Origin of the sequence: Pseudarthrobacter sulfonivorans (assembly GCF_014712225.1) — a bacterium.
Taxonomy (GTDB): domain Bacteria; phylum Actinomycetota; class Actinomycetes; order Actinomycetales; family Micrococcaceae; genus Arthrobacter; species Arthrobacter sulfonivorans.
In genome coordinates this window covers 79,631-106,534 of sequence record NZ_JACXBW010000013.1, presented here as the reverse complement: position 1 = coordinate 106,534, position 26,904 = coordinate 79,631, and the positions used below count along the sequence as shown (strand labels likewise).

The 26,904-nt window shown below is 66.4% G+C and carries 25 protein-coding genes, 1 tRNA gene and 1 riboswitch; of the genes, 9 read left to right on the top strand and 17 right to left on the bottom strand.

The annotated features are described in order from the left end of the window. Nucleotides 1–84: 84 nt before the first annotated feature. From IAQ70_RS16585 to IAQ70_RS16575, 3 genes are read right to left on the bottom strand one after another with little or no spacing between them, the layout of a single operon-like run. Complete coding sequence (locus tag IAQ70_RS16585; RefSeq protein WP_190990422.1) at nt 85–879, bottom strand: energy-coupling factor transporter transmembrane component T family protein; 795 nt, start codon at nt 877–879, stop codon at nt 85–87. Next, on the bottom strand, nt 876–2,453 hold the full coding sequence (locus IAQ70_RS16580) for an ABC transporter ATP-binding protein (RefSeq protein ID WP_190990421.1): 1,578 nt from the start codon (nt 2,451–2,453) through the stop codon (nt 876–878). The genes IAQ70_RS16585 and IAQ70_RS16580 overlap by 4 nt, the downstream gene beginning before the upstream one ends. Continuing rightward, nucleotides 2,453–3,073, bottom strand: a complete 621-nt coding sequence (locus IAQ70_RS16575; RefSeq protein WP_190990420.1) for an ECF transporter S component — start codon at nt 3,071–3,073, stop codon at nt 2,453–2,455. The genes IAQ70_RS16580 and IAQ70_RS16575 overlap by 1 nt, the downstream gene beginning before the upstream one ends. Before the next feature lie 73 nt (nt 3,074–3,146). Continuing rightward, a riboswitch (TPP riboswitch) is annotated at nt 3,147–3,283 on the bottom strand. A 57-nt stretch (nt 3,284–3,340) separates the two neighbouring features. Here IAQ70_RS16575 and IAQ70_RS16570 point away from each other — a divergent pair. Beyond that, nucleotides 3,341–3,883, top strand: coding sequence for a heme-degrading domain-containing protein (locus tag IAQ70_RS16570; protein WP_190990419.1), 543 nt, complete (start codon nt 3,341–3,343; stop codon nt 3,881–3,883). An 80-nt stretch (nt 3,884–3,963) separates the two neighbouring features. Further along, a complete protein-coding gene (locus tag IAQ70_RS16565) occupies nt 3,964–4,227 on the top strand; it encodes a DUF4235 domain-containing protein (protein ID WP_190990418.1) in 264 nt (87 codons plus the stop codon). A gap of 65 nt (nt 4,228–4,292) precedes the next feature. Here IAQ70_RS16565 and mnhG read toward each other — a convergent pair whose 3' ends face one another. The 6 genes from mnhG to IAQ70_RS16535 are packed head-to-tail and all read right to left on the bottom strand — an operon-like array spanning nt 4,293 to nt 10,730. Then, on the bottom strand, nt 4,293–4,688 hold the full coding sequence (gene mnhG / locus IAQ70_RS16560; RefSeq protein ID WP_190990417.1) for a monovalent cation/H(+) antiporter subunit G: 396 nt from the start codon (nt 4,686–4,688) through the stop codon (nt 4,293–4,295). Continuing rightward, a complete protein-coding gene (locus tag IAQ70_RS16555; protein ID WP_190990416.1) occupies nt 4,678–4,956 on the bottom strand; it encodes a monovalent cation/H+ antiporter complex subunit F in 279 nt (92 codons plus the stop codon). Before IAQ70_RS16555 ends, mnhG begins: the two co-directional genes overlap by 11 nt. Beyond that, nucleotides 4,953–5,498 carry a Na+/H+ antiporter subunit E gene (locus tag IAQ70_RS16550; protein WP_190990415.1) on the bottom strand — a complete coding sequence of 182 codons (546 nt, stop codon included), beginning with the start codon at nt 5,496–5,498 and terminating at the stop codon, nt 4,953–4,955. Before IAQ70_RS16550 ends, IAQ70_RS16555 begins: the two co-directional genes overlap by 4 nt. Beyond that, nucleotides 5,495–7,102, bottom strand: coding sequence for a Na+/H+ antiporter subunit D (locus tag IAQ70_RS16545; protein WP_190990414.1), 1,608 nt, complete (start codon nt 7,100–7,102; stop codon nt 5,495–5,497). Before IAQ70_RS16545 ends, IAQ70_RS16550 begins: the two co-directional genes overlap by 4 nt. Beyond that, nucleotides 7,099–7,680, bottom strand: a complete 582-nt coding sequence (locus IAQ70_RS16540) for a Na(+)/H(+) antiporter subunit C (RefSeq protein WP_190990413.1) — start codon at nt 7,678–7,680, stop codon at nt 7,099–7,101. The genes IAQ70_RS16545 and IAQ70_RS16540 overlap by 4 nt, the downstream gene beginning before the upstream one ends. Beyond that, a complete protein-coding gene (locus IAQ70_RS16535) occupies nt 7,677–10,730 on the bottom strand; it encodes a Na+/H+ antiporter subunit A (protein WP_190990412.1) in 3,054 nt (1,017 codons plus the stop codon). The genes IAQ70_RS16540 and IAQ70_RS16535 overlap by 4 nt, the downstream gene beginning before the upstream one ends. Nucleotides 10,731–10,922: 192 nt before the next feature. Here IAQ70_RS16535 and IAQ70_RS16530 point away from each other — a divergent pair, with 192 nt between their 5' ends. From IAQ70_RS16530 to IAQ70_RS16520, 3 genes are all read left to right on the top strand, one after another. Next, a complete protein-coding gene (locus tag IAQ70_RS16530) occupies nt 10,923–12,326 on the top strand; it encodes an MFS transporter (RefSeq protein ID WP_190990411.1) in 1,404 nt (467 codons plus the stop codon). A 98-nt stretch (nt 12,327–12,424) separates the two neighbouring features. Continuing rightward, nucleotides 12,425–12,907: a cation:proton antiporter regulatory subunit gene (locus tag IAQ70_RS16525; protein ID WP_190990410.1), complete on the top strand. Its 483-nt coding sequence runs from the start codon at nt 12,425–12,427 to the stop codon at nt 12,905–12,907. Between the two features lie 5 nt (nt 12,908–12,912). Beyond that, nucleotides 12,913–14,094, top strand: a complete 1,182-nt coding sequence (locus tag IAQ70_RS16520) for a cation:proton antiporter (RefSeq protein WP_190990409.1) — start codon at nt 12,913–12,915, stop codon at nt 14,092–14,094. 108 nt (nt 14,095–14,202) lie between these two features. Here the strand turns inward: IAQ70_RS16520 and IAQ70_RS16515 are convergent, their stop codons facing one another. Both IAQ70_RS16515 and dcd read right to left on the bottom strand, forming a co-directional pair. Next, nucleotides 14,203–15,144 (bottom strand): hypothetical protein, encoded by a 942-nt coding sequence (locus IAQ70_RS16515; protein ID WP_190990408.1) that lies wholly within the window; start codon nt 15,142–15,144, stop codon nt 14,203–14,205. A 157-nt stretch (nt 15,145–15,301) separates the two neighbouring features. Further along, nucleotides 15,302–15,877: a dCTP deaminase gene (gene dcd / locus IAQ70_RS16510; protein WP_190990407.1), complete on the bottom strand. Its 576-nt coding sequence runs from the start codon at nt 15,875–15,877 to the stop codon at nt 15,302–15,304. A 141-nt stretch (nt 15,878–16,018) separates the two neighbouring features. On the opposite strand from dcd, the gene IAQ70_RS16505 reads away from it, so the two are divergent. Beyond that, nucleotides 16,019–17,734, top strand: coding sequence for a CAP domain-containing protein (locus tag IAQ70_RS16505; protein ID WP_223860196.1), 1,716 nt, complete (start codon nt 16,019–16,021; stop codon nt 17,732–17,734). Nucleotides 17,735–17,812: 78 nt separating this feature from the next. On the opposite strand, the gene IAQ70_RS16500 is transcribed toward IAQ70_RS16505, so the two are convergent. Then, nucleotides 17,813–18,256 (bottom strand): SRPBCC family protein, encoded by a 444-nt coding sequence (locus IAQ70_RS16500; protein ID WP_190990406.1) that lies wholly within the window; start codon nt 18,254–18,256, stop codon nt 17,813–17,815. Between the two features lie 254 nt (nt 18,257–18,510). On the opposite strand from IAQ70_RS16500, the gene IAQ70_RS16495 reads away from it, so the two are divergent. Further along, nucleotides 18,511–18,584: transfer RNA gene (locus tag IAQ70_RS16495), tRNA-Gly, on the top strand. Nucleotides 18,585–18,605: 21 nt separating this feature from the next. Here IAQ70_RS16495 and IAQ70_RS16490 read toward each other — a convergent pair. From IAQ70_RS16490 to IAQ70_RS16475, 4 genes are all read right to left on the bottom strand, one after another. Continuing rightward, entirely contained in the window at nt 18,606–18,983 is a 378-nt protein-coding gene (locus IAQ70_RS16490) for an SRPBCC family protein (protein WP_190990405.1), read from the bottom strand. Between the two features lie 186 nt (nt 18,984–19,169). Further along, nucleotides 19,170–19,709 (bottom strand): hypothetical protein, encoded by a 540-nt coding sequence (locus IAQ70_RS16485; protein WP_190990404.1) that lies wholly within the window; start codon nt 19,707–19,709, stop codon nt 19,170–19,172. Continuing rightward, nucleotides 19,669–20,202: a GNAT family N-acetyltransferase gene (locus IAQ70_RS16480; RefSeq protein WP_190990403.1), complete on the bottom strand. Its 534-nt coding sequence runs from the start codon at nt 20,200–20,202 to the stop codon at nt 19,669–19,671. Before IAQ70_RS16480 ends, IAQ70_RS16485 begins: the two co-directional genes overlap by 41 nt. Nucleotides 20,203–20,315: 113 nt before the next feature. Further along, entirely contained in the window at nt 20,316–21,710 is a 1,395-nt protein-coding gene (locus IAQ70_RS16475; RefSeq protein WP_190990402.1) for an MFS transporter, read from the bottom strand. Nucleotides 21,711–21,853: 143 nt separating this feature from the next. Between IAQ70_RS16475 and IAQ70_RS16470 the strand changes: the two genes are divergently transcribed. Both IAQ70_RS16470 and IAQ70_RS16465 read left to right on the top strand, forming a co-directional pair. Next, the gene (locus IAQ70_RS16470) at nt 21,854–22,708 is read left to right on the top strand and encodes a LysR family transcriptional regulator (protein WP_190990401.1); all 855 of its coding nucleotides are present in this window, start codon (nt 21,854–21,856) and stop codon (nt 22,706–22,708) included. A 143-nt stretch (nt 22,709–22,851) separates the two neighbouring features. After that, nucleotides 22,852–23,166, top strand: coding sequence for a hypothetical protein (locus IAQ70_RS16465; protein ID WP_190990400.1), 315 nt, complete (start codon nt 22,852–22,854; stop codon nt 23,164–23,166). Nucleotides 23,167–23,294: 128 nt separating this feature from the next. Here the strand turns inward: IAQ70_RS16465 and IAQ70_RS16460 are convergent, their stop codons facing one another. Beyond that, nucleotides 23,295–26,786 (bottom strand): proline dehydrogenase family protein, encoded by a 3,492-nt coding sequence (locus IAQ70_RS16460; RefSeq protein WP_190990399.1) that lies wholly within the window; start codon nt 26,784–26,786, stop codon nt 23,295–23,297. Nucleotides 26,787–26,904: the final 118 nt, after the last annotated feature.

Genomic DNA, 26,904 nt, shown 5'->3' with positions numbered 1-26,904 from the left:
ACATGAGCTGCCGGTTCATACCCGATCCATGCGATATCCGCCTTGATCCTGTTCGGGACGCTGTTGCCGGCGGGGTGGCAGGGGTCACCGCCAAACAAAGTTCCAGGTTCCCATCCCCGCCGCTGCGAACACTGTCGCGGCCGCAATCAGCACGCCGCCAAGCACCACCCAGACGTCCAGCAGCGAGTAGGTGGATTCCCGTGCCCACGTGCGCTGGCCGGTGCCGAAACCCCGTGCTTCCATGGTCACAGCCAGCCGGGAGGCGCGCCGGATCGCCTGGACCAGCAGCCCGAAGCCTTGCCCGAGCGTGGCCCGCAGCCGCTGTAGCGGGCTGCCGTGGGATCCCACGCCGCGGGCACGCCGGGCCATGCCGATGGTCTGCCATTCCTCGGCCAGGAGTCCCACTAGCCGCATCGCGGCCAGCGTGCCGAGCACAAACCGGTGCGGGAGCCGGGCCTTCTGGGCGAGCGCGTCGGCGAGGTCGGTCGGGTCCGTGCAGGTCATGAGCAGGATTGCCGGCAGGGCTATCGCGAGTCCGCGCAGCATGAACCCGAGCCCCAGTTCAAGGGAACCTTCGCTGATGGACCAGATCCCGACGTCGAGCAGTACAGCACCGCTGTCCGCAGCAACAATCGCAGTGCTCCAGCCGCCCACCGCTGCCGCGATGATGAGGGGCCAGCCGCGTTGCCAGAGCAGGCGCAGCGTCAGTCCGGCGAGCGGGAAGAGTGCCAGTTCAGCGGCGAGCGCCACGGAGGCGGACACCCAGTCGATGGAGAGCGCCAGTACCAGGGTGATGAGGAAGACGGCGCCGAATTTGGCCAGCGGGTTGGCGCGTGTCAGCAGGGCGTGGTTGCCGCTGAGCGTCAGGGCGTCCCTCATGCGGCTCCTGCTTCCTGGCGGGCGCCGCCACGTGAGGCCGGGCCCAGGCGCAGTTCGGTGCCGCCCAGGACGGCGGTGAATTCTTCGTCGTGGGTCACGGAGACCACGGACGTTCCGGCGTCGAGCAGTTCGGAGAGGAAGGACGCGAGCTCTGCCCACGTGTTGGCGTCCTGGCCGAACGTGGGTTCGTCGAGCACCAGGACACGCGGGTGGGCCGCGAGGACGGTGGCCACCGAGAGCCGCCGCTTTTCGCCGCCGGACAGCGTGTAAGGATTTGCGTCCACCAGATGCGTGAGGCGCAGCCGCTCCAAAAGCTCGTCCACACGTTCCTCCCCATGCCCCAGATGCCGCGGACCAAACATCAGCTCGTCCAGCACCCTGCCCGTGACGAACTGGTGCTCGGGCTCCTGGAACACCGTGCCGATCCGCGAGATCAGCTGCCTGGCCTTCCAGGTGAAGGGATCAATTCCGGCACCCTCGGAAAGCTCGACGGCGGCGGACACCTTGCCCTCCACCGGCGGCAGGAGTCCGGCGAGCGTCAGCGCTAACGTCGACTTCCCGGCGCCGTTGGGGCCGGTGACGGTCAGGGCCTGGCCGGCGCGGACCTGGGCCGTGATGCCCGCTTGCACGGGCACCGGCGGGATGGTGCGGAAGCCGCGGCGGCGTGGCCGCTCACGGGACACGGCAACGTGCTCGGCGGCCAGCAGCAGCTGACCGGTATTAGTGGATCTGCCGGTGGAACTGCCGGCGCGGGGCCGGGTCTCGGGAACGTAGCCCGGCACCCACACGCCGGCGCGGATCAGCATGGTGCGCGCCTCGGCGAGCACCTGGTCCGGCGGCCCGTCCAGGAGCACGCCCGAGCCTGGCTGCAGCACCACGATCCGGTCCACCAGGTCTTTCCAGACGGACACGCGGTGTTCCACGACCACCAGGGTGGCGCCGGTCTTGTCGAGGCAGCGGCCCACGGCGTCCCGGACTTCCAGGACGCCGGCGGGATCGAGGTTTGCGGTCGGTTCGTCCAGCAGGATCAGCCCGGGCCGCATCGCGAGGATGCCGGCCAGCGCCAGCCGCTGCTTCTGCCCGCCGGACAGGGCCGACGTCGGGTGGTCCAGCGGGAGCCCGGCCGCACTCTCCGCGCGGCCGGCACTCCGCAGCCCGACGTCGTCGAGCGCCTCCTCCACCCGCCGCCAGATCTCATCCCGCGGCACGGCCAGGTTCTCGGCACCAAAAGCGACGTCGTCGCCCAGCCGGGAGAGGACCACCTGCGTTTCCGGATCCTGCTGCATGAGTCCGGCCCGGCCGCGCCGGCCACGCGGCGCAACGCCGTCGATCAGCAGCGAACCGGTCTCGTCGGCGTCGTCCCCTTCATCCCCCAGCACCCCGGCGAGCGCGTGCAGCAGCGTGGATTTGCCGGCGCCCGAGGGGCCCAGCAGCAGCACCCGCTCACCAGGGGCGATGTCCAGGTCGAGTCCGTGGACTGCCGGTACGGTGCGGCCGGCGTGCCGCCAGCCCCAGCCACGGGCGGTAACCGCGGCGGGGCGCACAGCGGAAGCGCCGGCGTCGGAAGTGGACATCAGTTGAAGACGGGCTCCGAGGAGGCCTTCCGGGATGCGAAGGAGCTCAGCACGCCGGTCTTCGCAAGGCCGCGGGTGGCGACCCAGGAGACGGCACCCGCGATCACGGCGCCCGAGATGGCGCAGAAGAGGATGTAGGCGGCCTTATCGCCGGCCTCGTAGGCGATGTTCCAGCCCCACGGGAGGAAGGAGTCGTTCAGGCCGCAGAAGAGCCCCGCCCCGGCACCGGCCAGCAAGGCGGTCGGGAGGTTGAACTTCTTGTAGGCGAAGGCGGCGAACACGAGTTCCGCGCCGAGGCCCTGCAGGATGCCCGAGATCAGCACTGTCGTGCCGTACTGGGAACCCATCATGAGCTCACCGGTGGCGGCAACGGCTTCGCAGAACAGCGCGGCGCCCGGTTTGCGGATGATAAGCATGCCCAGCACGGCCGGAATCATCCAGCCGCCGGCGATCAGGCCGGTCAGGGGCGGGTAGGTGGCGTTCATCGGTGCGGAGACGAGCGCCGCACCCTGGGACCATGCCCAGAAGATGACGCCGCCGGCGATGGCGATCAGAGCCGCCACCACAATGTCCACAACGCGCCAGGTATAGCTGGCCTTTTTGATGCCTACTGTTGTCATGTCAACCTCCTGAGGTACAGGAGGGGAGGGTGTTTCCCGGTTCCCGCACGGCCTGCGCCGTCCGGATCCGGACACCCTGAGAAGCTCGACTCCCTTGCGCCGGTACTAACCGGATCAGGTTCGAGGGTCTGCGGCTGTCCGCACTCTCAGCGCCCATCCACCGGCTGCATTGCTGCAGTGCCCGACGGCGGCGCTCCCCTGTCGTAAATAAATCTGCCCTGATGGGCGTGATCCAGTTTACACCGCAGCCGGGGTAGATTGTGGGCCATGACTGCCGACCCATCCGATGTGACAGCGTTCGATCCCGATTCCAACGAGAGCCAGCCCCCGGGGGCGCTCGAGGCCCTGATTGCCAGGATCGACGCCGAAGTCAGTGAGCTGCAGTTTCCACGGTTCACGAAGGACGATTCCCTCAACCTCGGGCTGCTGCTGGTGGAGCTCGGCAAGACCCGGAAGCTGCCCATCGCCATCGATATCACCAAGGGCGACCAGGTCCTGTTCCACGTTGCCCTGGACGGCGCCACGCCGAACAACGAGCACTGGGTCCGGGCAAAGCAGCGCACGGCCGCACGGTACGAGATCCCTTCCCTGTTGGTGGGCCTGCGCGCAAGGCTGCGCGGCGGCCGGATCGAGGACCAGGGCTGGTATGACGAATCCGTCTACGCGGCGCACGGCGGGTGTTTCCCGGTCTACGTCACCGGGGTGGGCGCCGTGGCCACGGTGACGGTCTCGGGCCTGCCCCAACTACAGGACCACGACCTCGTGGTGGAGGCACTCCGGGAGATTCTGGGGTCCATGCGCCCGGCCTAGGGCCTGGCCTTGTGCTGGCTGGCGGCCTGATCGCGTTAGGCTAAAGGCAGTCCCCGACCCGGTCACAAGGAGTTCAACACATGAACCTGCTCATCAAGCTGCTCGGCACAGGAATCAGCATCGGCGCCGGGTTTGTCGGCACCAAGGTGGTCAACGCCATCTGGGAAAAGTCCACCGGCCGCAAGGCACCCACGGGCAAGGACGAAGACACCCCCACGAGCCTTCGTTCGGCGCTGACCTTTGCGCTGATCTCAGCCTCGGTCAGCACCGTCATCCAGGTCCTCGCCAACCGCGGCACGCAGCGGGCCATCACCCGTTTCGCCAAGACCCAGGACATCGTCTAGCGGGTTTTTTGTCCGGATAATGGCCGCTGAGCAGTGTCGAAGCCGCCTTATCCGGACAAAAACCCTTAGCCGTTGGACGCCTCATCACGGGCGGACTTGGCCGCCTTCTGGACCACGGCCTCCAGATCGTCCGAACTGAGCAGCTCGCGGTGCATGTGCTTGGTGCGGTAGCCGGAGCGGCCCACCATGTGCGCGGACACCGGTACGGTCAGCAGCTGGAAAATCCAGGCCACCAGCAGCACCGGCCACACCCACCACGTCCGCATCTGCAGGCCGATGGCCGCCAGAAGCAGGAACAGCCCCAGCACCTGGGGCTTGGTGGCCGCGTGCATGCGGCTCAGCAGGTCAGGGAAGCGGAGGAGGCCGACGGCGGCGGCAAGCGACATGAGGGCACCCGCCACCAGGAACACCGCCGTGACGGTATCAATCACGTTATCCCCCAGGTTCGCCTCAGGACTCATGGGTCTGCTCCCGCCGGTCGGCCACGAAGCGCGCCACTGTCACGGAGCCGATGAAGCCGACCACCGAGAGTGCCACGAGCAGCATCAGGTTGTTCAGGTGCCGGTTCACGGCCATGTCGATGCATAGCGCCGCGCCGAGGATGGCCAGCAGCACATCGGAGGCCAGCACCCTGTCGAGCAGTGAGGGGCCCCGGGCGATCCGAAGGATGGCGCCGGCCGCGGCCAGCGAGAGGATGACTGCCGTGACAGCCAGGACGATCTGCATCATGCCGGGTTCTCCTGCCGCACTGCTTCGAGTTCTTCCTTGGTGCCCATGATGCGGATCAGGCCGGCTTCGATGGAGCGGACTTCCGCGCGCAGGCTCTCCACGTCCTCGGCAGTGCTGATATTGAGCGCGTGCAGGTACAGGGTGGACGTCGAGCGGTCCACTTCCACCACCAGGGAACCCGGGATCAGCGAGATCACGTGCCCCACGGCGGTGACGATCAGGTCCTGGTGGCTCCGCAGCGGTACGGCGACAACTGCGTTGATCACTTTCGGTCCGCGGACGGCCGCCAAGTACATGACTTCGATGCTCGCTGCCGCCACCCGGCCGAGGAACCGCAGTGCGAAAGGCACTGCATGGACGATGTTGAACCTGCCGCTGAGTTCCACCGGCGGCAGGTAAAACATCCGGGCCACCAGCACGGCCAGCAGGGCACCGAAAAGCAGGTTGCCGGGGCTGAAGTCCTGCCAGAGCGCACCCCAGACAATCACCAGCCACACCAGCAGGGGAACCTCCTGGCGCAGCGAAATCCGGCGGCGGCTCATTCGCCCCCACCCGCTTTCAGCGCCAGAGGTGGAACTACCGTGTCTTCACCAAGCACGGCCTGGATGTAGGAGGACCTGTCCAGCATCTCCTGGGCCGCCTGGTCCGAAACCTTGAACAGCGGGCCGGCGAAGACCGTGAGGGACACGCCAAGCACCACCAGGCCGAGGGTTGAACCCACCATGGTCCGGGGCAGCAGCGTCACGCTGTCGCGGCCGGCCCGGCTGCCGGTGCCCGGCTCCTCGGGCACCGCCAGCAGGACGGGGTCAGGATGCTCGGCGTCCGAAGGCTTGCGCCAAAACGCACGGTTCCAGACCCTCGCCACGGCCAGGAGTGTCAGCAGGCTGGTGACCACGCCGCCGATCACCAGGGCATAGGCGAGCGGAGTGCCCAGTTCGATGCCGGCCTGGATCAGGCCAACCTTGCCCAGGAATCCGGAGAACGGCGGGATGCCGGCCAGGTTCATCGCAGGCACAAAGAACAGGAGCGCCAGGAGGGGCGAAAGCTTGGCCAGGCCCGCCAGCCGGTCCACGGAGGAACTGCCGCCACGGCGTTCGATCAGGCCCGTGACCAGGAAGAGGCTGGTCTGGATGGTGATGTGGTGCGCCACGTAGAACACGGCAGCGCCCAGCCCGGCCACGGAGGACATGGCCAGGCCGAACACCATGTAGCCGATGTGGCTCACCAGCGTAAAGGACAGCAGACGTTTGATGTCGCTCTGGGCCAGGGCGCCGAGGATTCCCACCACCATGGTCAGTAGCGCCACCACCATCAACGGAGTGTTCAGGCTGTCGCCGGGGAACAGCAGGGTCTCGGTGCGGACCATTGCGTACACGCCCACTTTGGTGAGCAGGCCGGCGAAGACGGCGGTGACCGGGGCGGGCGCGGTGGGGTAGGAGTCAGGCAGCCAGAACGACAGCGGGAACACGGCCGCCTTGATGCCGAAGGCCACCAGGAGCATCACATGCAGCAGCGTTTTTGTTCCCTCGTCCAGGTCCGCGAGCTTGATGGCAAGGTCCGCCATGTTCACGGTTCCGGTGGCGCCGTAGACCATCGCGATGGAGATCAGGAACAGCACGGAGGACACCACGGAAACCACCACATAGGTGACGCCGGCCCGGATACGGGGTCCGGTACCGCCCAGGGTCATCAGCACGTAGCTTGCCGTGAGGAGGATTTCAAAGCCGACATAGAGGTTGAAGAGATCCCCGGACAGGAACGCGTTGGACACACCGGCCACAAGGATCAGGAACGTGGGGTGGAAGATCGACACCGGGGCGTCCTGGTCGCCGTCGGCCATGCCCTGCCCGGTGGCGTAGATCAGCACGGCGAGGCTGACGGCGGAGGACACCACCAGCATGAGTGAGGAGAACTGGTCCACCACCATCGTGATGCCCCAGGGCGGCAGCCAGCCGCCGATGTTCACGGCGGCCGTCCCGCCTTCCCACACCGAGGCGAGCAGGAAGCACTCCAGCAGGAGCGTCAGGGACAGTACCGCGATGCTCACGGCGCGCTGCGCCCGGGCGTGCCGGAACAGCAGGAAGGCCAGTGCGGCGCCAAAGATGGGAAAGAGGACGGCGAGCGGGGCAAAGCTTGCGATGTTCACTTCACACCTCCTTCGGGGCCGGGGTTTACGTTCCGCGAGCCGGGCTGCTCTTCGGCGGCGGCATCCGCGGCGGGAATCTTTTTGGCGCCGGCCACCACTGATTCCCCGGACTCTGCGTGGTCTGCGTGGTCGGAAATGCCGCTGCCGTCGCTGCCAAGCATGGTCAGGGGAAACTCGGACGTCTCGGCCGGGATCGGGGCGTCGTCCTCGGCGTCGAACCTGGGCGTTTCGGCGACACGGAGGTCCTCGATGTCGTCCTGGATCTCATCCTGGCGGGCAAGGACCCAGGTGCGGTAGATGATGCCGAGCATAAACGCGGTGACGGCGAACGAGATCACGATCGAGGTGAGGATGAGGGCCTGCGGGAGCGGGTCGGCGTACTCGTCGGCGCCAGTGTCTTTGTTGAAGAACGGCGCCAGGCCGGCATAGCCGCCCGTGGTCAGGATCAGGAGGTTGGTGGCATTGGTCAGGAGCATCAGCCCCAGCAGCACCCGGGTGAGGCTGCGTTCCAGAATCAGGTAGATGCCGCACGCGTACAGCGCACCCATCACGATCAGCAGGGTCAGGTTGACGCTCATCCTTGGCCCTTCACTATGGGTTCGGTGGTCAGGCCCAGGGGCTCGTGCCCGTCGGCGGAAACGGCGCCGGCCATCACGTCTTCGACAAGCGAGTCCGGTGCGGGTTCGGCCTCGTGCTCGTCAAAATGTTCGTCAATCTCGGAACCCAGGCTGCGCAGCACGTCCAGCACGAGTCCCACCACCACGGTGTACACGCCAATATCGAAGATGGTGGAGGTGACGAACTTGATGTCGCCGAACACGGGCAGCCAGAGTTCAATGATGGCTGTCTGGAATACTTGCCCGCCCAGCAGGAGCGGCACCACACCCGAGGCGGCCGCCGTCGCGAGTCCAATCCCGAGGAGGGTACCGGCGCCCACGGGCGTAGCCTCCCGCAGTTCGAAGCGGCCGCCGGCCAGGTAACGGATGGCCAGGGCCAGCCCCGCCGTCAGGCCGCCGGCGAAACCACCGCCCGGCAGGTTGTGCCCGGCGAGGAGGAGGTAGAGGGAGAAGATGATCAGGGAGTGGAATATCAGGCGCGTGACCACCTCGAAGATGATGGAACGCCGTTCGGGGGCCAGGGTCCGCCCTGCCACGATCCAGGCGTCCTGTGCCGAGGCGGCGAACTTCCGGCTGATGGCCAGCGAGGCGGCTTCGCGTGAACCGGGATCGGCTGCGGACTGCCGTCCCACGCTCCCCTCGGCAACCGTGGCCGAAACCCTGAGCCGGTCGCCGCGTCCGCGGACGAAGATCAGGCTGGCGACGCCGGTCGCGGCGAGGGCGAGGACAGAAATTTCCCCGAAAGTATCCCAGGCCCTGATGTCCACGAGGGTCACGTTGACGATGTTCAGTCCGCCGCCGCCCTCGTAGGCAAGCTGCGGGAATTCCAGTGACACCGGTGCCGCCACCCGGGCGCCCATGGCGTAGATGGCGGCAAAGACCATGGTGACGCCGAAGGCCGCCCCGATAATCACGCGGACCACACGGTACCTGCCGCCGGTCCGGTCGCGGAGCTCGGCCGGGAGGCTGCGCATGGCCAGGACGAAGGCCACCAGGATGATGGTCTCCACCAGCATCTGCGTCAGCGCAAGGTCCGGCGCGCCCTGGAGCGCAAACATCAGGGCAATCCCATATCCGGTCACGGACACCATCAGGACGGCGAGGAACCGCCTGTTGGCCTTGACCGCCGCGAGCGCACCGATCACGATCGCCGCCCCCACCACCGGCTGAAGCGGTGAGAAGGGGTCGATGAAGTACAGGTCCGTCGGGAGGGGCTTCCCTGCCAGGAGCATGGCAGTCAGAGGCAGCGCGAACGCCATGGAGAGGATCACGGAGAGGTAGAAGTACAGCGAACCACGCTGCGTGCGGCCCGTGATCCACACCGCCGTGTCGTCCAGCGCACCGATGCTGAGCTGGTAGAAACGGTCGCCGTCAATCCAGCCGGGCACCCGGGACTGTGCCCGCTCCACGAGCGTCCGGCCGAAGTGCATGGCCAGGCCCAGCGCGAACGTCAGCGCAGTCAGCCCGAGGGCCGGGGTGAGACCGTGCCACAGCGCAAGGTGACCTGCCTGCTCGGCCGCGGTGCCGGCGTCGGCCGCGGTGGAAGCAAACAGGGCCGCATAAGGCTGGACCCACGCGTCCACGGGGGCGGGCCACAGGCCGTAGACGATGGTGAGGAGGCTGAGGAGGGCAGGAGCCGCCAGGAAGGAGGGCCTGACAGCCTTGAACGGGGTGGGCTCAATACCGGGCTTGACCGCAAACGCCCCCCACATAAAACGGGCGCTGTAGGCGAACGTGAGGACCGAGCCCAGGACGATACCCGCAAGGACAACCATGCTCCAGGTATCCCCCGCCGAGGCGTGGTGGACGAACGCCTCCAGGACCGATTCCTTGGCCACAAAACCTGCCAGCAGCGGAACACCGGCCATTGACGCGGCGCCGATGGCCGCAACGATGCCGAGCGCCCGGGACGAGCGGAAGACGCCGGAGAGCTGGCGGACATCACGGGTTCCGGACTGGTGGTCGATGATGCCCACCACCAGGAACAGGGTGGCCTTGAAGAGGCCGTGCGCCAACAGCATCGAGAGGCCGGCGAGCGCCGCATCCGGCGTCCCGAGTCCCACCACCATGGTGAGGAAGCCCAGCTGGCTGACGGTGCCATACGCGAGGATGAGCTTGATGTCAGTCTGGCGCAGTGCCCGGTAACCGCCCACCAGCATGGTGGCCAGGCCCAGCCCCAGCACAATGGACTGCCAGTACGGGGTCTCGGAGAATCCCGGCGCGAGCCTGGCCACCAGATAGATGCCGGCCTTGACCATCGCCGCGGCGTGCAGGTAGGCGCTGACGGGGGTGGGGGCCGCCATGGCTCCCGGCAGCCAGAAGTGGAAGGGAACCAGCGCGGATTTGCTGATGGCACCCACGAGGATAAGTACGACGGCGGCGGCGACGATGCCGCTGGCCGGTCCGGTTACCAGCGCGGGAGCCTCCGCCAGGATCGCCGACATGCGGTACGTGCCGGCGCTGTAGCCGAGCATGATCAGGCCCACCAGCATGGCCAGACCGCCGGCGGTGGTGACCATCAAAGCCTGCAGGGCGGAGCGCCGGGCGGCCAGCCTGGTGCGGGCAAAGCCGATCAGCAGGTAGGAAAGGATGGTGGTGAGTTCCCAGAAAATGAACAGCAGGAGAAGATCGTCCGCCACCACCAGGCCGAACATGGCGCCCGCGAAGGCGAGCAGCTGGGCTCCGAAGCCGCCCAGGTCCTGGTCTTTCCTGCCGAAATACCGGGCACAGTAGACCAGCACCAAGGCGCCCACGCCCAGGACCAAAAGGGACATCACCCAAGCCAGCGGATCCAGCCGGAAGGCAAATTCCAGTTTTAGCCCTGGGACCCACGGGATGACCTCTGTGACCGCCCCGGCGCCCGAATACACCGCGCCGTGTTGGAGCAGGAGCCAGAGAAAGGACGCAGCGGGCACGGCCGCCAGGGCATAGAACGCGTTGCGGCCCCACATCCTGAACAGGAGAGGCGCCACAGCAGCCACCGTAAACTGCACGGCAAGGACTGTGATCACTGTTATCTCCGCAACGTCAGGGATTCGTTTTACAAAAAGTTAGGGCAGGCGGTCAATCGTTAGGTTCGGTGGCCACAGTTTATCAAGCCGTTCCGGCCGTTTTCCCCGCAAAGGCCTCCGGCCGCTCGATTTTGCCGGGTGTCAGGCGTATTATGCCCGCCCTGTTCGCCACGGGCGGATACGATTCAGCCTATGGACACTGCCAGCGCTCCTGAGGCCACACAGCCGCCATCGGAACTCGAATCCGGAACCCAGGCCACCGGCAAGGGCCGCGTGCTCGCCTGGGCTGCCTGGGACTGGGGCTCGGCGGCGTTCAACGCGGTGATGACCACGTTTGTCTTCACCGTCTACCTCACCTCCAGCGCTTTCGGGGACAAGGACCAGGCTTCAGCGGTCCTTGGCGGTGCGCTGGCCATTGCAGGCCTCGCCATCGCCCTGCTCGCTCCGGTGACGGGGCAGCGCTCGGACAACGGAGGCCGGCGCAAGCTGTGGCTGGGAGTCAACACGGCCGCCGTCGCCATCCTGACGGGGATGTGTTTCTTTGTTTTCCCCCGCCCGGAGTTTTTGCTGCTGGGCGTCTCCCTGATTGCGTTGGGGAATGTGTTTTTTGAGTTCGCCGGCGTCAATTACAACGCCATGCTCACCCAGGTATCCACCCCCGCAAACATCGGCAAGGTCAGCGGATTCGGCTGGGGAATGGGCTACCTCGGCGGCATTGCGGCCCTGCTGGTGGTGCTGCAACTCTTTGTGCAGCCAAGCTTCGACTGGTTCGGTGCGTCCACGGAAGGCAGCCTCAACATCCGGCTCGTGGCCGTGTTCTCAGCGCTGTGGTTCTTCATCTTCGCCCTCCCGGTCCTGTTCACAGTCCCGGAGCTTGCGCCGCCGGCGCGGGCAAAACAGCTGGGCTTCCTGGCCTCCTACGGCCTGCTGGTGCGCCGGATCAAGGCGATCTACGCCACGAGCCCCCACACGATTTACTTCCTCCTCGCCAGCGCGGTCTTCCGCGACGGGCTCGCGGCAGTCTTCACCTTCGGCGGGATCATTGCGGCCGGCACCTTCGGTTTCGAGCTGCCCCAGGTCATCTTCTTCGCCATCTTCGGCAACGTGGTGGCGGCCGTGGGTGCCGTGATCGGGGGCTTCCTCGACGACCGGGTGGGGCCCAAGGCGGTCATCATGGGCTCGCTCGTGGGCCTGCTGATCGCCGGCAGCATGATCCTCGTCCTCGGCAACGGCAGCTACGTCTTCTTCGGTACGGCCTGGGCCGGCGCCACCACCTTCTGGGTTTTTGGGCTGTTCCTCTGCCTGTTCGTGGGCCCGGCGCAGTCTTCCTCCAGGGCCTATCTGGCGCGCCTTGCACCCAGCGGCGAGACCGGCGAACTGTTCGGCCTCTACGCCACCACCGGCCGGGCCGTCAGCTTCCTGGCCCCGGCACTGTTCACCCTGTGCATCACGCTGGCCACTCCCCTGGTCGCTCCCGGCGAGGCCCAGCGCTGGGGAATCCTGGGCATCATGGTGGTTCTGGTCGCCGGCCTGCTGGTGCTGCTCCCGGTGAAGCCGCCGAACAAGGCATCAATCGCACTGGTCCCCGCCTCATAGGGTGAGGACAGGCCACGGCATCGCGCCGGTTTGCCGACGTGCTTTCTTGAGCGGCGTACCGACAACCGAAACCGGCCTGCGGAGACTACGCTGGAAGTATGAACGTGGACGAAACGGACCTCCCCGGCCTGGGCCGGCGGAAGGATTTCATGACGGCTTCCGGCCGCCGCATCGGCGTCGTGGAGCTGCGGGAAGGCCAGACGGAACTCATCGTTTCCACCTGGGACGATCCTGACACCTGCCAGGCCTCCATTCCCCTGACCGGGGATGAGGCGGCCACCCTGGGCAACCTCCTGGGCGGGCAGCACCTGGCCATGAAACTGACCGAGGAACACCGGGACGTACCCGGGATTGTGACCCGGCAGTTTTCCATTGCCCCGGATTCCCCGTTCCAGAACCAGCCCATGGGCAAAGCGTGCATCCGCACCCGCTGCGGCGTCTCGATTGTGGCGATCATGCGCGAAGGCGAGGTGCTCCCGTCGCCTGGACCCGACGTCGTGCTTCATTCCGGTGATTTGCTGGTGGCAGTAGGAACGCAAGAAGGCCTCGACTCGGCGGCCGATATCCTCCGCAACGGCTAAGCGTTATGGACCCGCTGGCCCTGACCCTCATTGAACTGGGGGCCGTTGTGTTCTGCCTTGGCCTGTTGGCCAGGCTGGCCGGACGGATCGGAATGTCACCCATTCCCCTTTACCTCGTGGGAGGACTCGCCTTCGGTGCGGGCGGGGTGGTCAAGCTTGATGGCATGCACGAATTCGCACATTTGTCCGGCGAAATCGGCGTGATACTGCTGTTGCTTATGCTCGGATTGGAATATACAGCTGCCGAGCTTTTTACCGGTCTGCGCAGGTCCTGGCAGGCCGGCGTTCTTGACCTGGTGCTGAATTTCGCCCCGGGAGCGGCGCTGGCGTTCCTGCTGGGCTGGGGCACGGTGGGCGCAATGGTGATGGGCGGCGTCACGTATATCTCCTCCTCCGGCATCGCCGCGAAGGTGATTACCGACCTCGGCCGGCTCGGCAACCGTGAAACGCCTGTGGTGCTGTCCATCCTCGTGTTCGAGGACCTGGCCATGGCTGTCTATCTGCCCATCCTCACGGCCACCCTGGCCGGCGTGAGCTTCCTGGGCGGGCTGACCACTGTTGGCATTTCCCTGGCAGTGGTCACCTTCGTCCTGATGGTGGCCCTGCGGCACGGCCACCACGTGTCCAAGGCGGTGCACAGCGAAAACTCCGAGGTCTTCCTGCTCAACCTGCTCGGGGCCGCCCTGCTGGTGGCCGGGGTGGCCTCAGCGATGCAGGTCTCCGCGGCGGTGGGCGCGTTTATGCTCGGCATCGCCATCTCCGGCGCCACGGCCCACAGCGCCACCCGGATCCTTGAACCATTGCGGGACCTGTTCGCCGCCATCTTCTTTGTGGCGTTCGGGCTCAACACGGATCCTTCGACCATCCCCCCGGTCCTCGGCTGGGCGCTGGTCCTGGCCGTCATCACCGCCGTCACCAAGATGATCACCGGGATCTGGGCAGCCAAGCGGGCAGGCATCGGCCGCGCCGGCCGGTTCCGTGCGGGTGCCGCCCTGATAGCCCGCGGCGAGTTCTCCATTGTCATCGCCGGCCTGGCCGTGGCCTCCGGAGTGGTTCCCCGCGAGCTCGCAGCACTTGCCACGGCCTACGTCCTGCTGATGGCCATCATCGGACCACTGGCCGCCCGCTACGTGGAGCCCCTGGTGAAGGCATTCCGCCCGCCGGCCCAAGAGCCTGCCCGCGCATAGGCTGGAACGGATTCTCACGCCGCCCGCACCCACCCTCTCGCCCCTCGCCCGCCAACCTCGTCGAGAGGCGACTTCCCGCCGCTAAGACGGCCCCTTAGCGCCGAGAGGTCACCGCTCGATCCGCCAGCCAGCGCGGACCACGGCGTCCAGCACCCGGTGGGCACATCCATCGAAACCCCAGGTCCGCACGTGACCGGCCGTAACCGTCACGGACTGCCAGCCGACGGCGGCGATGGATTCGTCGCGGCGGATGTCCCGTTCGCGCTGACGGGCCTCCAAGTGGTGGCGGCCGTCGTAGTTGACGGCCACCTTAAACTTCGGATAGGCCATATCCGGCCAGGCCAACTCCCCTCCCGTGTGGTCCAGCGCCACGTAACTCAGGGTTGGCTCGGGCAGGCCCATGCGCCCAAGGGCCAGCCGCAAGCGGGTCTCGGGCGCGGAGTCGGCACCCACCCGGCACAGCTCCAAGGCGTGCCTGGCCTTCCGGATCCCCCGGGCGCCGGGAGCAGCCTCAACCTGTTCCCGGAGGTCGGCAAGCGAGCAGAACGCTTCCCTCCGGGGCCCGAAGCTCCTGGCCTGGCTGCAGATGAAATAGTCTCCTGCCGCCACTAACTCCTCAAGGTTCAGGACCGAGGCCAGGTCCAGCCACGTCCGCGCAGGCGAGGTGACCGGTACGGCGTCGAGCATTGCCACATCCTGGGGGCGGAGGGACAGCCTGTGACCGGCCACCCCCTTGCGCACCGGTCGGGTACCGCCACCCGCCTTCGCCAGGTGGATTTTCAGATCGTTCTGAAGTGCCAGCGGCAACGGGCAGCCCCACAGCATCGCGGCCGTCGCGAGGCAGCAGACCGCGCCCGGCGTCAGCTCGGGCAAGAGGGTGCAGGTGTGGAGCAGCGGCTGCTCTTCGCCCCACGGAACCCGCACTCCCCGGCTGGCAACATGCAGATCGCGACGCCACGCACGCCCTGCCGGGACGCCGGCCAGGACCTGTTGTTCCAGAGTGAAGGAGCGCCCCGCGAGGTGGTCAGGGAGGGCTGAAGACTGGCGCATGACCTATTGTTGGCACAGCCGCGGCGGTCCCAGGCGGTTATCCACAGTGTGCAGGAGCAGTGCGGGCCTCGCCGCCGAATCGAGTGGTCAGCTCTCGGCGCTAAAGAGGGACGTTAGCGCCGAGAGGTCGCCCTGCGATGACCCCGGCGAGACCCGCCTAAATCTCGGTGCGGTGGAAGTTCAGGTGGCTGCGGCTGGCGGTCGGACCGCGCTGGCCCTGGTAGCGGTTGCCGTACTCGCCCGAGCCGTAAGGGTGCTCGGCGGCCGACGACAGCCGGAAGAAGCACAGCTGGCCGATCTTCATGCCCGGCCAGAGCTTGATGGGCAGGGTGGCCATGTTGGACAGCTCCAGCGTGACGTGCCCGGAAAATCCCGGATCGATGAACCCGGCCGTTGAGTGCGTCAGCAGGCCCAGCCGGCCCAGGGAGGACTTGCCTTCCAGCCGGGCTGCGATGTCGTCCGGCAGTGTGACGGTCTCGTAGGTGGAGCCGAGCACGAACTCGCCGGGGTGCAGGATGAAGGACTCGCCGCGGTCCACCTCGACCAGCCGGGTCAGCTCGGGCTGGTCCTCCGCAGGGTCGATATGGGCGTACTTGTGGTTGTCGAAAAGACGGAAAAACCGGTCGATCCGCACGTCCACCGAGGATGGCTGGACCATTGCGGGATCGTAGGGTTCGAGGACGATCCGTTGGGAGTCCAGTTCAGCGCGAATGTCGCGGTCAGAGATCAGCACGCCTCCCAAATTACTATGCGTTGACCACAGCGCCCATTTTTCGTTGTTGCTGTTGCCTAGTGGGGCTAATGTTGCCTCAGGATGTCAGCCACCGGAGGTCTCCCGGCTGGTACAACTGAACTGAACTGATCTGGGGTTGGTTTGAAAAACTTTGCGGCGCCTGCCGTTGTGGCTATTTTGTGTGCCCTCGCCCTGGTCTCTCCGGCCGCCGGCCTGCATTCCGTCCCGCCGGCGGACCAGCCGTCGGCCGAGGCAGCTGGTGCCTTCGGGCCGCGGGCGGTCACGCTGGGTCCCGCGGGCACGGCGGACGACGACGGCGCACGCGGTGCGGATACCGGCAGTGGGTCGCTACTGGCCCCCGCCGTGGAACCGGTGACCACGCCGGCCTCGCCCGCCGGCGGACAAACCCCGGCACCAGCAGCAGCGGTGCCGCCGCCGGCAGCGGAGGCTGCACCGGCCGCCACCTCCGGACCGCCCGCATCCGAAGTGCCTTCCGTGCCGCCCCTGTGGGCCCCCGAGGAGGAACTGGCGCAGAACAAGGGGACGGTCCCGCAGACCTTCGCAACGGAGTCCCTCGCCCCCGGGTCCCTTGCCACCGAGGCACTGGTCCCGGACAACAACGCGGCAGCCATCCTGACTGTTTTCAACAAGATCAACGAGTACCGGGTGGCGAAGGGCCTGGCCACGGTCAAATACCATCCCACGGTGGCCGGCCTCGCACAGGAGTGGTCAAACAGCATCGCCAGCCGCGAGGTCATTGAACACCGTGCCAGTTTCTGGACGGATCCCCGCGCCATGAGCCCGGGCAGCGCCGGCGAGGTCATCGCCATCCGGACCGACCGCGACGCCGCGCAGCTGGTGGAATGGTGGAAGGGCTCTCCCGGCCACAATGCCATGTTGCTTGACCCGCGCTTCAACGTCATGGGCGCCGGAATCTCCTACACGAACAGCCTGTACTCCATCTGGGGCGTAGTGAACTTCTTCGGCTACGCCACCCTCCCGGCCGGCACTCTCTCCTCGCCAGGCGGCAGCCCCAGTGGCGGCACCGCCTTCCCGCCTGCTACGCCCAGCGTGTGCGATCCCGCCGTCAAACACATGCCGCCCACCCTGGACCTAAGCGGTGCGGCCATCAACAGCCCTGCCGATCTCGTGTCCGTCAACTCGTCAGGCCAGCTCCTCAACCGCCCTGCCGCCGGGAACCGGGCTTACGGGGCAGCCAAGGTGATCGGTTCCGGGTTCGCCGGGGCGAAGGAAGTGTTCACCCCGGACTGGGACCGCGACGGCGTCTACGACCTGCTGACCCAGTGGACCAACGGCAGCCTGACCCTTCACAGGGGAATCGCCACCGGAGGGTTCCAGGCGCCGGTCACGCTGGGGAGCAGCGGCTGGGAGACGCTGACACTCGCCGTCGGCGGCTGGTGCGCCAACAACCGGCTGCCCCAGCTCGTGGCGCTGGACACCTCAGCCAATCTTTGGCTCTACCCGAACGTCGGTTTGGCCGACATGTCCTCGCGCACCCTCATGGCCAGCGCAGTCTCAGCCACCCGCCTGAGCATGGTGGATTATGACGCTGACGGCTTCCAGGACCTTCTGGCGCGAAAGTCCGACGGCGCTGTGCAGCTTTACCGCGGAGCCGGCACTCCGGCGCCGCGCGCCGAAGTGCCGGCCACTGTGGCCACCGGTTGGACGGACGTGACAGGCATCCGGCCGCTGCGCGATGTCACGGGCCTGAACTCGACCGGGGTGGCACTGCGCCGGGCCAAAGATGTGGTGCAGTACTGGGACCTGACCGGCGGAACCCTTGCGGCGCCGTCGAACATTACGGGAAGCTGGGCGGGCCAGCGGCTGGCCCAGTAGCGGGACTGGATTTTCGCCGGGGAACCCCGGGGCGGGGACCGCGCAGCGTGTCCGTGCAGGGTGCCCGCGTAGCGGAAGCTAGGCGGCCGAGGCGATCGCCAGCACGTCCTTGAGGCGCTCCAGCTGGGCCACTTCAGCCTTCATGGCGCGCTGGATTCCGGTGTTCATCAGGCCGAGGAGGCCCTTGGGCTGATATTCGAGGGCAAACCGGACGCGGGTTCCGGCGGGTTCGGTACTGAGGTAATACCCGCCGGAGGGCCGGGTCTGGCCGGAAATGACCTGGTAACGGACTTCGGCGCCGGGCCTGGCTTCAGTTATCTCGAAGTCGGCTGGAACCGGCCAGCCGGAGCGGCCCAGCACCGTCTGCCGGTACACCGCGCCCTTGGTCCGGGCGGCGCCGGAAGCCAGGCTGATGCTGCGGATGCCGGTGCGCCATTGCGGCAGGTTCAGGCCGTCGATCAGGAAAGTGTAGACATCCATGGCGTCACGCGGAATGAGTACCTCGTGTTCTGCAAATGCCATGGGGAGAATCCTTCGGTAGCGGCTGGCGAGCGGTGATAGCCCGCCCCACCCCCATGACACTGCAGCTAACGGGTTCACAGTAGCCACTGGTTTTGTCCCATACCTAGCCACATGCAGGGACGTTATTGAAGAGTTACTGGATGACGCCGCACGGAAGGATTTAAGCCAGACACGGTCCGCACCGTGGGCACCGTTGCCGGCGCGGGGACGCATCTGCGCTAAGCTAAGTTCTGCCCCGCGCACCTGGGGGCCACGCGGCTGTAGCTCAATGGTAGAGCGCTAGCTTCCCAAGCTTGATACGCGGGTTCGATTCCCGTCAGCCGCTCCATTGCGGGCGGATTCCGCCGCCCTAGACGCTCTTCGCCTGCCGTACTGCACGCTCCACGGCCTTCTTCAGGTTCGCCAGCCGGGCCGCCTCCTGATTCCGGTAAGCGCCCTCCTTGGCCACGGAAAACATCCGGCCAAGGCCCTTCGGAACGTACTGCGCCGTCACGGTCAGCCGCGTGCTGTCCGCCACCGGGTACACCATGCAGGTACAGGTGATGATCTCCGCGCGGCCTTCGTGTATTTCGGTCCAGGAGCGGTCCAGCACAAGGTCTTGGAAGTGAACCGTCACGCCCTCCTGGCCGGGCACCGCGGCGCGGGCCTCCCCGTCCACGCAGAACGCGTACGCCTCTGCACGCGCGCAGGGTATGAGGACGGTGCTTTCGATCGTTATGGATCCCATGATGCTGTTCCCGTAGTTCCGCAGGGGCTGCCCGGCGCAGTGCCCAGAGCGTCATTTTCACACCGTGAAGCTACGGGCACAATCACCGCCGCGCCTGACGCCATCCCAGCAGGCCCGTTAGTCCCCCGTTTGTCGTCGGGTCAGGAACCCTCTCTTCGGTTCAGCTCCACGACTACGCATTCGGCGCTAATCGTTCACCCACCGAAGCTCCGGCTCCGTCGAGTCCAATTCCCGCAAGTCTGGATAGGCAGGCGGCCCCGCAAGGACCGAGTCCACATGCTCCTTGAAACCTAGCGTCCAGGTCTGCTGCCGAAAGGCGTCCCATGCCCGTCGGGCCACGGGTTTCTGGCTCCAATACGCCAATTCCTGGGAAAGGCCGTTCCAGTCCCTGTCGTCCAAGAGGCCGTCACGATGGGCGCCGAAGGCATCACTGAAGAGTACGAAGAAGGGAATGAGGATGTGGCGGATTTCTCTTGGAATTCCATCTTCTATGTGCCCCAGAGACATTCGAAGTCCGGCGTACATGGGGTCCAAGCGCGCTTGGAATGAATCATCCAATGCGCGTGCGATCTGTTTCCGGTTGAACTCGGCAGCCTGTTGCGACTGACGCAGGGTTAGCCATGCAACGATGAGGGCCGCAATTGCCGCAACCGCAGACATCGTGGCAGCCGCGGCGTTTAGGGCATTATCTGTCAACGCTTTCACCGCCCGCGTCTGCATAAACAAGGTTCTCTCCATGCACCCCCTGGAAAGTGGCGACCAGCCGCATTCCCTGCTTCTGGTAGAAGGCCACGGCTTTCTCCGAGGTCACCACGACCGCGAGGACAGCCGTCAGCTGGCTGCCGCGGGTGAAAGATCGAGCCTTTTCGAACAGCAATTTGCCTACACCGGTTCTTTGACTATGAGGACTGACAAAGAATTTTCCGATCTCGCCCAATGGTGATTCTCCCCAGTCTTCCGAACCTGGGGAATGCGCGACGTCGGTGAGGTATTTATGTGGATTTGTAACGTGAATAAACCCTGCCACACGACCTTTGTCGACCGCGACCCACCTTGCCAACGAGTGCTCGCCCAGGAGCCACTCCGCCAAGGTGTCACGCCCGAACCCGGAATCTACCGGCGGAGGGTACCCCGGGTCGGACTTCCGAACGTCAAACAAAATATCGATAATTTGTTCAAGGTGCTTTTCGGCTACAAAATCGACAATTTCAGTTGACATGCTTGAAATACTTCCCTTGATTACATCATCCGCCTAGTCGGCTCGCCGAAAAAGAAGATTTGCGTACCATGGAGTAGTCAGGAGATCCACCTCCCGTTCTGCCGCGGCAGCCTTCAGCCCGCCGGCATCCGGCTGACAATTTTCACCAGGTGGCGGCGGTCCTTGAGGTCCACGCGGAGCTTCAACGCCGCTTTGCGGGCCAGGACGACGCCGACCGTCAGCGCGGCGAGCGCCGGCACCCCGCCGGACACCAGCAGGGCGACGTGCGGGTCAACGTGCTCGGCAATCCAGCCAAGCATCGGGCCGCCGATGGCCTGGCCGCCGATCAGCACCATGATGTACAGGCTCATCACGCGTCCGCGGATAGCCATGTTTGAACTGATCTGGACCAGCTGGTTCGACCCGGTCAGGAACATCAGGCACCAGAATCCGGACAGGACCATCACCGCACCGAACCAGAGCATGGACGGCGCCAACGCCGCGAGGCACAGCATCAGCCCGTACATGCCCGCACAGAACACCACGGACCGGAGCCGCAGCTGCCGGCGGCGGGTTGAGGCGACGGCGCCGGCGAGCGCGCCGAGTGCCACCAGCGCGTTGAGCAGGCCATAGCCGCCGGCGCCGACGTCGAACACGTGGTCCGCGAAGGCGGCGAGCAGGACCGGCAGGCTCATGGCGAACACGGCGATGAACCCGGCCATCAGCCACGGCCAGTAAATGGTGGGCTTGCTGAGCGCATACCGCAGCCCCTCCCGCAGCATGCCCTTCTTCTTCGGGGCCGGCACGCTGACAAACAGCTGGTCCTTCCGCAGGAGCAGCAGCATGGTCACGGTGGAGCAGCACGCCACCGCATTGGCGGCAAAGGCCCAGCCGGCACCGACGGCGGTGAGCAGGAGGCCTGCGAGCGCCGGTCCGATCAGCCCGCCCAGCTGGAAGGTGGTGGAGTTGACGCTGATCGCATTGCGCAGGTACCTGGGACCCACCAGCTCGTTGACAAAGACCTGGCGCGCGGGCTGGTCCAGCACCGTGACCAGCCCCAGCACGAGGGCGATGCCGTAGACATGCCACACCTCGATGGCGCCGGTCAGGGAAAGCATGGCCAGGGTTGCCGCGAGGAGGGCCGCCAGGCTCTGGCACAGCATCAGGATCTTTCGCTTGGCGAACCGGTCCGCCACCATGCCGCCCCACGGTCCCAGCAGGAGAGAGGGCATGAACTGGAGCGCCACCGTGATGCCCACGGCGGTGACGGAGCCGGAGAGTTCCAGCACCAGCCAGTCCTGTGCGATCCGCTGCATCCACAGGGCCACAACGGCCACAAAGTGCCCGATCGCGAAGATGCGGAAGTTGGGGATTTTCAAGGAGATGAAGGTGTGGCGCCACGGGAGGTGTTCACTCACGACGCCGATTGGCTGGGTTGGGGCGGCGTCCGCCGCGGCGGAGGCCGCGGCGGACGCTGAATCGATGACGGGCTGGCTGACGGCTGCCGATGTTGGCGGTGGGGGAGCCACGAGTATGTCCTCAGGGAAGCGGGCGGGTTGGGATGCTCCCCACGCTAGGCTGGTTGCCACTGATTATGTAGACGTATCGTGTCTATAACTACCATCATGAAACGCAATGGTGCCCGTGCCAACGGTCGCCAAAGGAGTCCGCCGTGTTTGAACCCGCGCAGCTTCGCTCTTTCCTTGCCGTGGCAGAGACGCTGAGCTTCACCAAGGCCGCCGAAAGGCTGGGCCTGGCACAGCCAACGGTCAGCCAGCACGTCCGCAAGCTGGAGACCGCCGCCAAACGCCTCCTCATCAGCCGCGACACCCGGGACGTCCGGCTGACGGACAATGGTGACGCCATGGCCGGGTTCGCCCGCAACATCCTGTCGGCCCACGACGCTGCCGCCCGCTACTTCTCCGGCTCGGCCATGCGCGGCCGGCTTCGCTTCGGCACGGCCGATGACCTGGCCATCACCGGACTCCCCCGGATCCTGCGTGAATTCCGGCAGGTCTACCCCCAGATCAACCTTGAGCTCACGGTGGGCCAGAGCGACCAGTTATACAAGAAACTGAATGCCGGCCAGCTGGACCTGGTGTTTGTGAAATGGGTGGCCGGCGCCAAGGACGGAACCGTGGTCCAGCACGACACGTTTTCCTGGGTGGGGCTGGAGCAGACGTCCCTCAAACCCGCGGACCCGGTGCCGCTGATCGCCTACCCTTCCCCCAGCCTCAGCCGGAAACTGGCCATCGATGCGCTTGAATCCCATGGGCGGACCTGGCGCATAACGTGCACCACCAGGCAGATCAGCGGCGTCCTGGCGGCGCTCCGGGCCGGCATCGGCGTCGCCGTGATGCCGACGTCGCTGGTCCCCGAAGACCTGAAGATCATCACCCGCACCTTCGACCTGCCACCGGTGGGCGACGTCGATTTCACCCTGATCCGCAACCCGCTGGCCAACGCCGAAGTCATCGATGCGCTGACGCAGGCCATTGTAGGCCGGACGCTCAAGAAGTCAGCCTGACCGCACCCATATTTCATAAAAACCATTGAGAAAAAACCCGGCCTCCTCTATGCTGGTTTTTCCATGGGTCAAGCAGTGGCCGGTTCAAAACTACGAGTGCGCCCCGCGGCCCATGGGGCGGCCGTACTCGGGATAGGCAGCCAATGACGACAGCCGAGAACACCCATCACCACACCGCATTTGCACCTCGACATAACACCGCACGCCCGCTGGTCACGCATCATTCCAGCTACGGCGCCGGCATCACCCACGCCGCCGAATACGTAGGTAAGCCAACCTGCGACAAATGCGGCACGGACGAATTTATTTATCTCGAATCGTATGTCCCTCCGGTGTACCGGCGTGACGGGGCGGTCAGGACACTGGGCGAAGTCGCCTACACCTGCACCCGTTGCGATGATTTCTCCGCCCACAACGTTCCCACGTCGTGGACTCCCCCAGGCTGGTATCTGGGCTAACTCTCAATGGTCTCCGGCCAGCGCCTCTGGCGCGGCCCCTCATAACAAACAGAAAGTCCCGACGGCCACCCTGGTGGCGGTCGGGACTTTCTGTTATCGCCGCCTGCCCTGCGGCGCCCTGAATCCGGCTAGATCAGCGCATCCGAGAGGTGGTTCGGGGTGCCGAACCGGTGGGCGGTGATGCTGATGGCCTGTTCGTGCAGGAACGGCAGCAGTTCAACACGGCCGGCTTCGGTCACCGGGTGGGCGTAAACCGCCAGATCAGGGCGGCCGTCCGTGGCTTCCGCGAGGGCGGTGGCGTCGCCGCCGATCAGGCGGATCCGCGCGCCGGACAGCGCGCCTGCCTTGGCGAGGCGGGCCGCCGAAGCCAACCAGCCGGCGTCGGACTCTACCGTGACTGAAATATCCAGGCCGGTGAGGACGGCCCGCAGCTGGACGGGAAGTTCGACGGCGGTGGAAACGGTGAGTGCCGAACCGGCCAGGACGCCGGCGGCGACAGTCCGCGCCAGGTGTGCCAGCGGGGCGCCTTCGGAGAGGCGGACGGTGACCGGCAGCGGACGGTAGCGGAAAATGTTCCGTTCGGCACTCAGGCCCGAGACGTCCTTGGCGGTGCCGAACTCATCGGCCCACGCCGCGGAGTCGGACGCCAGGGCACGCTGCAGCGACCCGAGTTCCCCTGGCTGCAGGGCGCTTGCGGCCGCGGCGGCGAGCCGGCGGACGCCGTCGTTCGTGATGGCGGCACTTGCCGTGCTGGCTTGGCTGGTCCAGTCGCCCAGGCCGGCCAGGTAGTTCGGTCCGCCGGCCTTGGTGCCTGCGCCGACGGCGGACTTCTTCCAGCCGCCGAACGGCTGGCGCTGCACGATGGCCCCGGTGATGCCGCGGTTGACGTAGAGGTTGCCGGCCTGGATGGAGTCCAGCCAGATGCCGAGCTCGTCCGGGTTCAGTGAATGCAGGCCTGCCGTGAGGCCGTACTCGATCTGGTTCTGGATGCCGATGGCCTCCTCCAGGGTGTCGGCGGTCATCACGCCGAGGACCGGGCCGAAGAATTCGGTGAGGTGGAAGTAGGACCCGCGGCGGACGCCGTGGCGGACGCCCGGGCTCCAGAGCCGGCCGGTGCCGTCCAGCTTCTTCGGTTCCACGGCCCAGGATTCGCCTTCGCCCAGGGTGGTCAGGGCGTTGAGGAGCTTGCCGTTGGCGGGCTCGATGATGGGGCCCATCTGGCTGGTGGGGTCCTGCGGGTAGCCCACCTTCAGGGACGTGACAGCGTCGATCAGCTGGTTGTGGAACCGCTTGGACTTGGCCACCGAGCCCACCAGGATCACCAGGGAGGCTGCGGAGCACTTCTGGCCGGCATGGCCGAACGCGGAGTACGCCACGTCCTTGGCGGCGAGGTCCAGGTCTGCGCTGGGCGTGACGATGATGGCGTTTTTGCCGCTGGTCTCGGCCAGGAGCGGCAGGTCCTTGCGGAAGGAACGGAACAGCTCGGCAGTCTCGTAGCCGCCGGTGAGGATCACACGGTCCACGGCAGGGTGGCCAATCAGCTGTTGGCCGAGCTCACGCTCGCCCAGCTGCACCATGGTCAGCACGTCCTTCGGGACACCCGCTTCCCAGAGGGCCTCGATCATCACGGCGCCGCTGCGTCGGGCCTGCTTCGCCGGTTTGATCACGACGGCGGAGCCCGCGGCGAGTGCCGCGAGGGTGGACCCTGCCGGGATGGCGACCGGGAAGTTCCACGGCGGGGTCACCACGGTGAGCTTCGCGGGAACGAACGTGGCGCCGTCGACCTTTTCCAGCTTCCGCGCCGATTCGGCGTAGTAGTGGGCGAAGTCCACGGCCTCGCTGACCTCGGGATCGCCCTGGTCGATGGTCTTGCCGGTTTCGCTGGCCATGACCTCGAGCAGGTCGGCGCGGCGGGCCTCCAGGACATCGCCGGCGCGGTGCAGGATTGCGGCCCGCTCGTCGCCGGAGAGCGCGCCCCAGGCTTTGCCCTTCTCCACGGCCGTCTCGATCACGGTGTCGAGGGTTGCCTCGTCGGAGATGGTGGCGGCTTCGACGGCGGCGTTCCCCAGGGTGGAGGTCGGGACGCGGTCCAGAATGGCGCGGCCCCAGGCGCGGTTGGCGGGCAGTGACGGGTCCGTATCCGGGGTGTTGTCGAAGGAATCGTGCGGCAGGGGCTGCGGCGGGAGGCTGCGGTTCTGCTGCCGGTTGGCCGGGGGGACCTCGTCGTCGAGCGTGTCCAGCGAGGCGAGGAAGCGCTGCTTCTCGCGTTCGAACAGGACCTCGTTCTCGCTCAGCTCGAAGACTGCGGACATGAAGTTGTCCTGGCTGGCGCCCTCTTCGAGGCGGCGGATCAGGTAGGCGATGGCGACGTCGAACTCGGCCGGGTGCACCACCGGGGTGTACAGCAGGAGGGAGCCGACGTCCTTCTTGACGGCTTCGGCCTGGCCCTGCGCCATGCCCAGCAGCATCTCGAACTCGATGCCGGACTCCACGCCGCGCTGCTTGGCGAGCAGCCAGGCGAAGGCGATGTCGAAGAGGTTGTGGCCGGCCACCCCGATGCGGACGTTCTTGATCCGGTCCGCGTGCAGGGCGTAGTTGATGACCCGCTTGTAGTTGGTGTCCGAATCCTGCTTGGTGTGCCAGGTGGCGAGCGGCCAGTCGTGCAGGGAGGCCTCCACCTGCTCCATGGGCAGGTTGGCGCCCTTGACCACGCGGACCTTGATCGCGGCACCGCCGCTCGCGCGGCGCTCGGCGGCCCAGTCCTGGAGCCGGATCATGGCGGAGAGGGCGTCCGGCAGGTAGGCCTGCAGCACAATGCCGGCCTCGAGGTTCTTGAACTCGGGCTTGTCCAGGATCCGGGTGAATACCGCGATGGTCATGTCCAGGTCCTTGTATTCCTCCATGTCCAGGTTGATGAACTTGGCCTTGTTCCCTGGGTTGTTGCCGGCGCCGGCAAAAGAGGCGGCCCGGGTGAACAGTGGCGTCAGCTTCTCAACCACGTGCTCCACGGCCTCGTCGAAGGCCCAGGCGGAGTGCGGGGCGACGGTGGAGGAGACCTTGATGGAGACGTAGTCAACGTCCGCGCGGGCCAGGAGCGTGTGGGTGCCTTCGAGCCGGCGGGAGGCCTCGTGCTCGCCGAGGACGGCTTCGCCCAGGAGGTTCACGTTGAGCTTGATGCCGTCCTTGCGGATCCTGGCGATGGCCGGGCCCAGCTTGGCATCGGTGGCGTCCACGATCAGGTGGCCCACCATTTCGCGCAGAACCCTGCGGGCGATCGGGATGACAACCTGCGGCAGGACCGGCGCCATGGTGCCGCCGAGCTGCACCGCGCGGCGCATGTACCAAGGGAGGAAGGCAGGCACCTTGGGGGCGAGGGCGGCAAGGTTGCGGGCGGCGACGTTCAGGTCTTCGGGGCGGACCACGCCGTCGACGAATCCGACAGTGAAGTCCAGGCCGTTCGGGTCCTTCAGCACACCGGCGAGCTGCTCGGCCGAAGCGTCAACCGGGACTTTTGACGCTTCGGTGAGCCAGCGGCGGACCAGCGCGATGGTCTCTGCGGCGAGGGCACGGGCCTCTGGGACGTCAGTCCGGCCGGAGGTTTCCGTTGCAGTGTGGGTCATGATCGCTCGTTCTTTCCTTTGTATGAAGGGGTCTTATCCACCAGTATGAGCTTGGAATCACTTAAGATAAAGCGACCTTTTCTGAGGAATACAGGTTAGAAATCCCGATGATTCCCCA

Excerpts from the sequence above, each read along its gene's own strand:
- IAQ70_RS16585 (WP_190990422.1), bottom strand. The coding sequence starts at position 879 with ATGAGGGACGCCCTGACGCTCAGCGGCAACCACGCCCTGCTGACACGC.
- IAQ70_RS16580 (WP_190990421.1), bottom strand. The coding sequence starts at position 2,453 with ATGTCCACTTCCGACGCCGGCGCTTCCGCTGTGCGCCCCGCCGCGGTT.
- IAQ70_RS16575 (WP_190990420.1), bottom strand. The coding sequence starts at position 3,073 with ATGACAACAGTAGGCATCAAAAAGGCCAGCTATACCTGGCGCGTTGTG.
- IAQ70_RS16570 (WP_190990419.1), top strand. The coding sequence starts at position 3,341 with ATGACTGCCGACCCATCCGATGTGACAGCGTTCGATCCCGATTCCAAC.
- IAQ70_RS16565 (WP_190990418.1), top strand. The coding sequence starts at position 3,964 with ATGAACCTGCTCATCAAGCTGCTCGGCACAGGAATCAGCATCGGCGCC.
- mnhG (WP_190990417.1), bottom strand. The coding sequence starts at position 4,688 with ATGAGTCCTGAGGCGAACCTGGGGGATAACGTGATTGATACCGTCACG.
- IAQ70_RS16555 (WP_190990416.1), bottom strand. The coding sequence starts at position 4,956 with ATGATGCAGATCGTCCTGGCTGTCACGGCAGTCATCCTCTCGCTGGCC.
- IAQ70_RS16550 (WP_190990415.1), bottom strand. The coding sequence starts at position 5,498 with ATGAGCCGCCGCCGGATTTCGCTGCGCCAGGAGGTTCCCCTGCTGGTG.
- IAQ70_RS16540 (WP_190990413.1), bottom strand. The coding sequence starts at position 7,680 with ATGAGCGTCAACCTGACCCTGCTGATCGTGATGGGTGCGCTGTACGCG.
- IAQ70_RS16530 (WP_190990411.1), top strand. The coding sequence starts at position 10,923 with ATGGACACTGCCAGCGCTCCTGAGGCCACACAGCCGCCATCGGAACTC.
- IAQ70_RS16525 (WP_190990410.1), top strand. The coding sequence starts at position 12,425 with ATGAACGTGGACGAAACGGACCTCCCCGGCCTGGGCCGGCGGAAGGAT.
- IAQ70_RS16520 (WP_190990409.1), top strand. The coding sequence starts at position 12,913 with ATGGACCCGCTGGCCCTGACCCTCATTGAACTGGGGGCCGTTGTGTTC.
- IAQ70_RS16515 (WP_190990408.1), bottom strand. The coding sequence starts at position 15,144 with ATGCGCCAGTCTTCAGCCCTCCCTGACCACCTCGCGGGGCGCTCCTTC.
- IAQ70_RS16500 (WP_190990406.1), bottom strand. The coding sequence starts at position 18,256 with ATGGCATTTGCAGAACACGAGGTACTCATTCCGCGTGACGCCATGGAT.
- IAQ70_RS16490 (WP_190990405.1), bottom strand. The coding sequence starts at position 18,983 with ATGGGATCCATAACGATCGAAAGCACCGTCCTCATACCCTGCGCGCGT.
- IAQ70_RS16480 (WP_190990403.1), bottom strand. The coding sequence starts at position 20,202 with ATGTCAACTGAAATTGTCGATTTTGTAGCCGAAAAGCACCTTGAACAA.
- IAQ70_RS16465 (WP_190990400.1), top strand. The coding sequence starts at position 22,852 with ATGACGACAGCCGAGAACACCCATCACCACACCGCATTTGCACCTCGA.
- IAQ70_RS16460 (WP_190990399.1), bottom strand. The coding sequence starts at position 26,786 with ATGACCCACACTGCAACGGAAACCTCCGGCCGGACTGACGTCCCAGAG.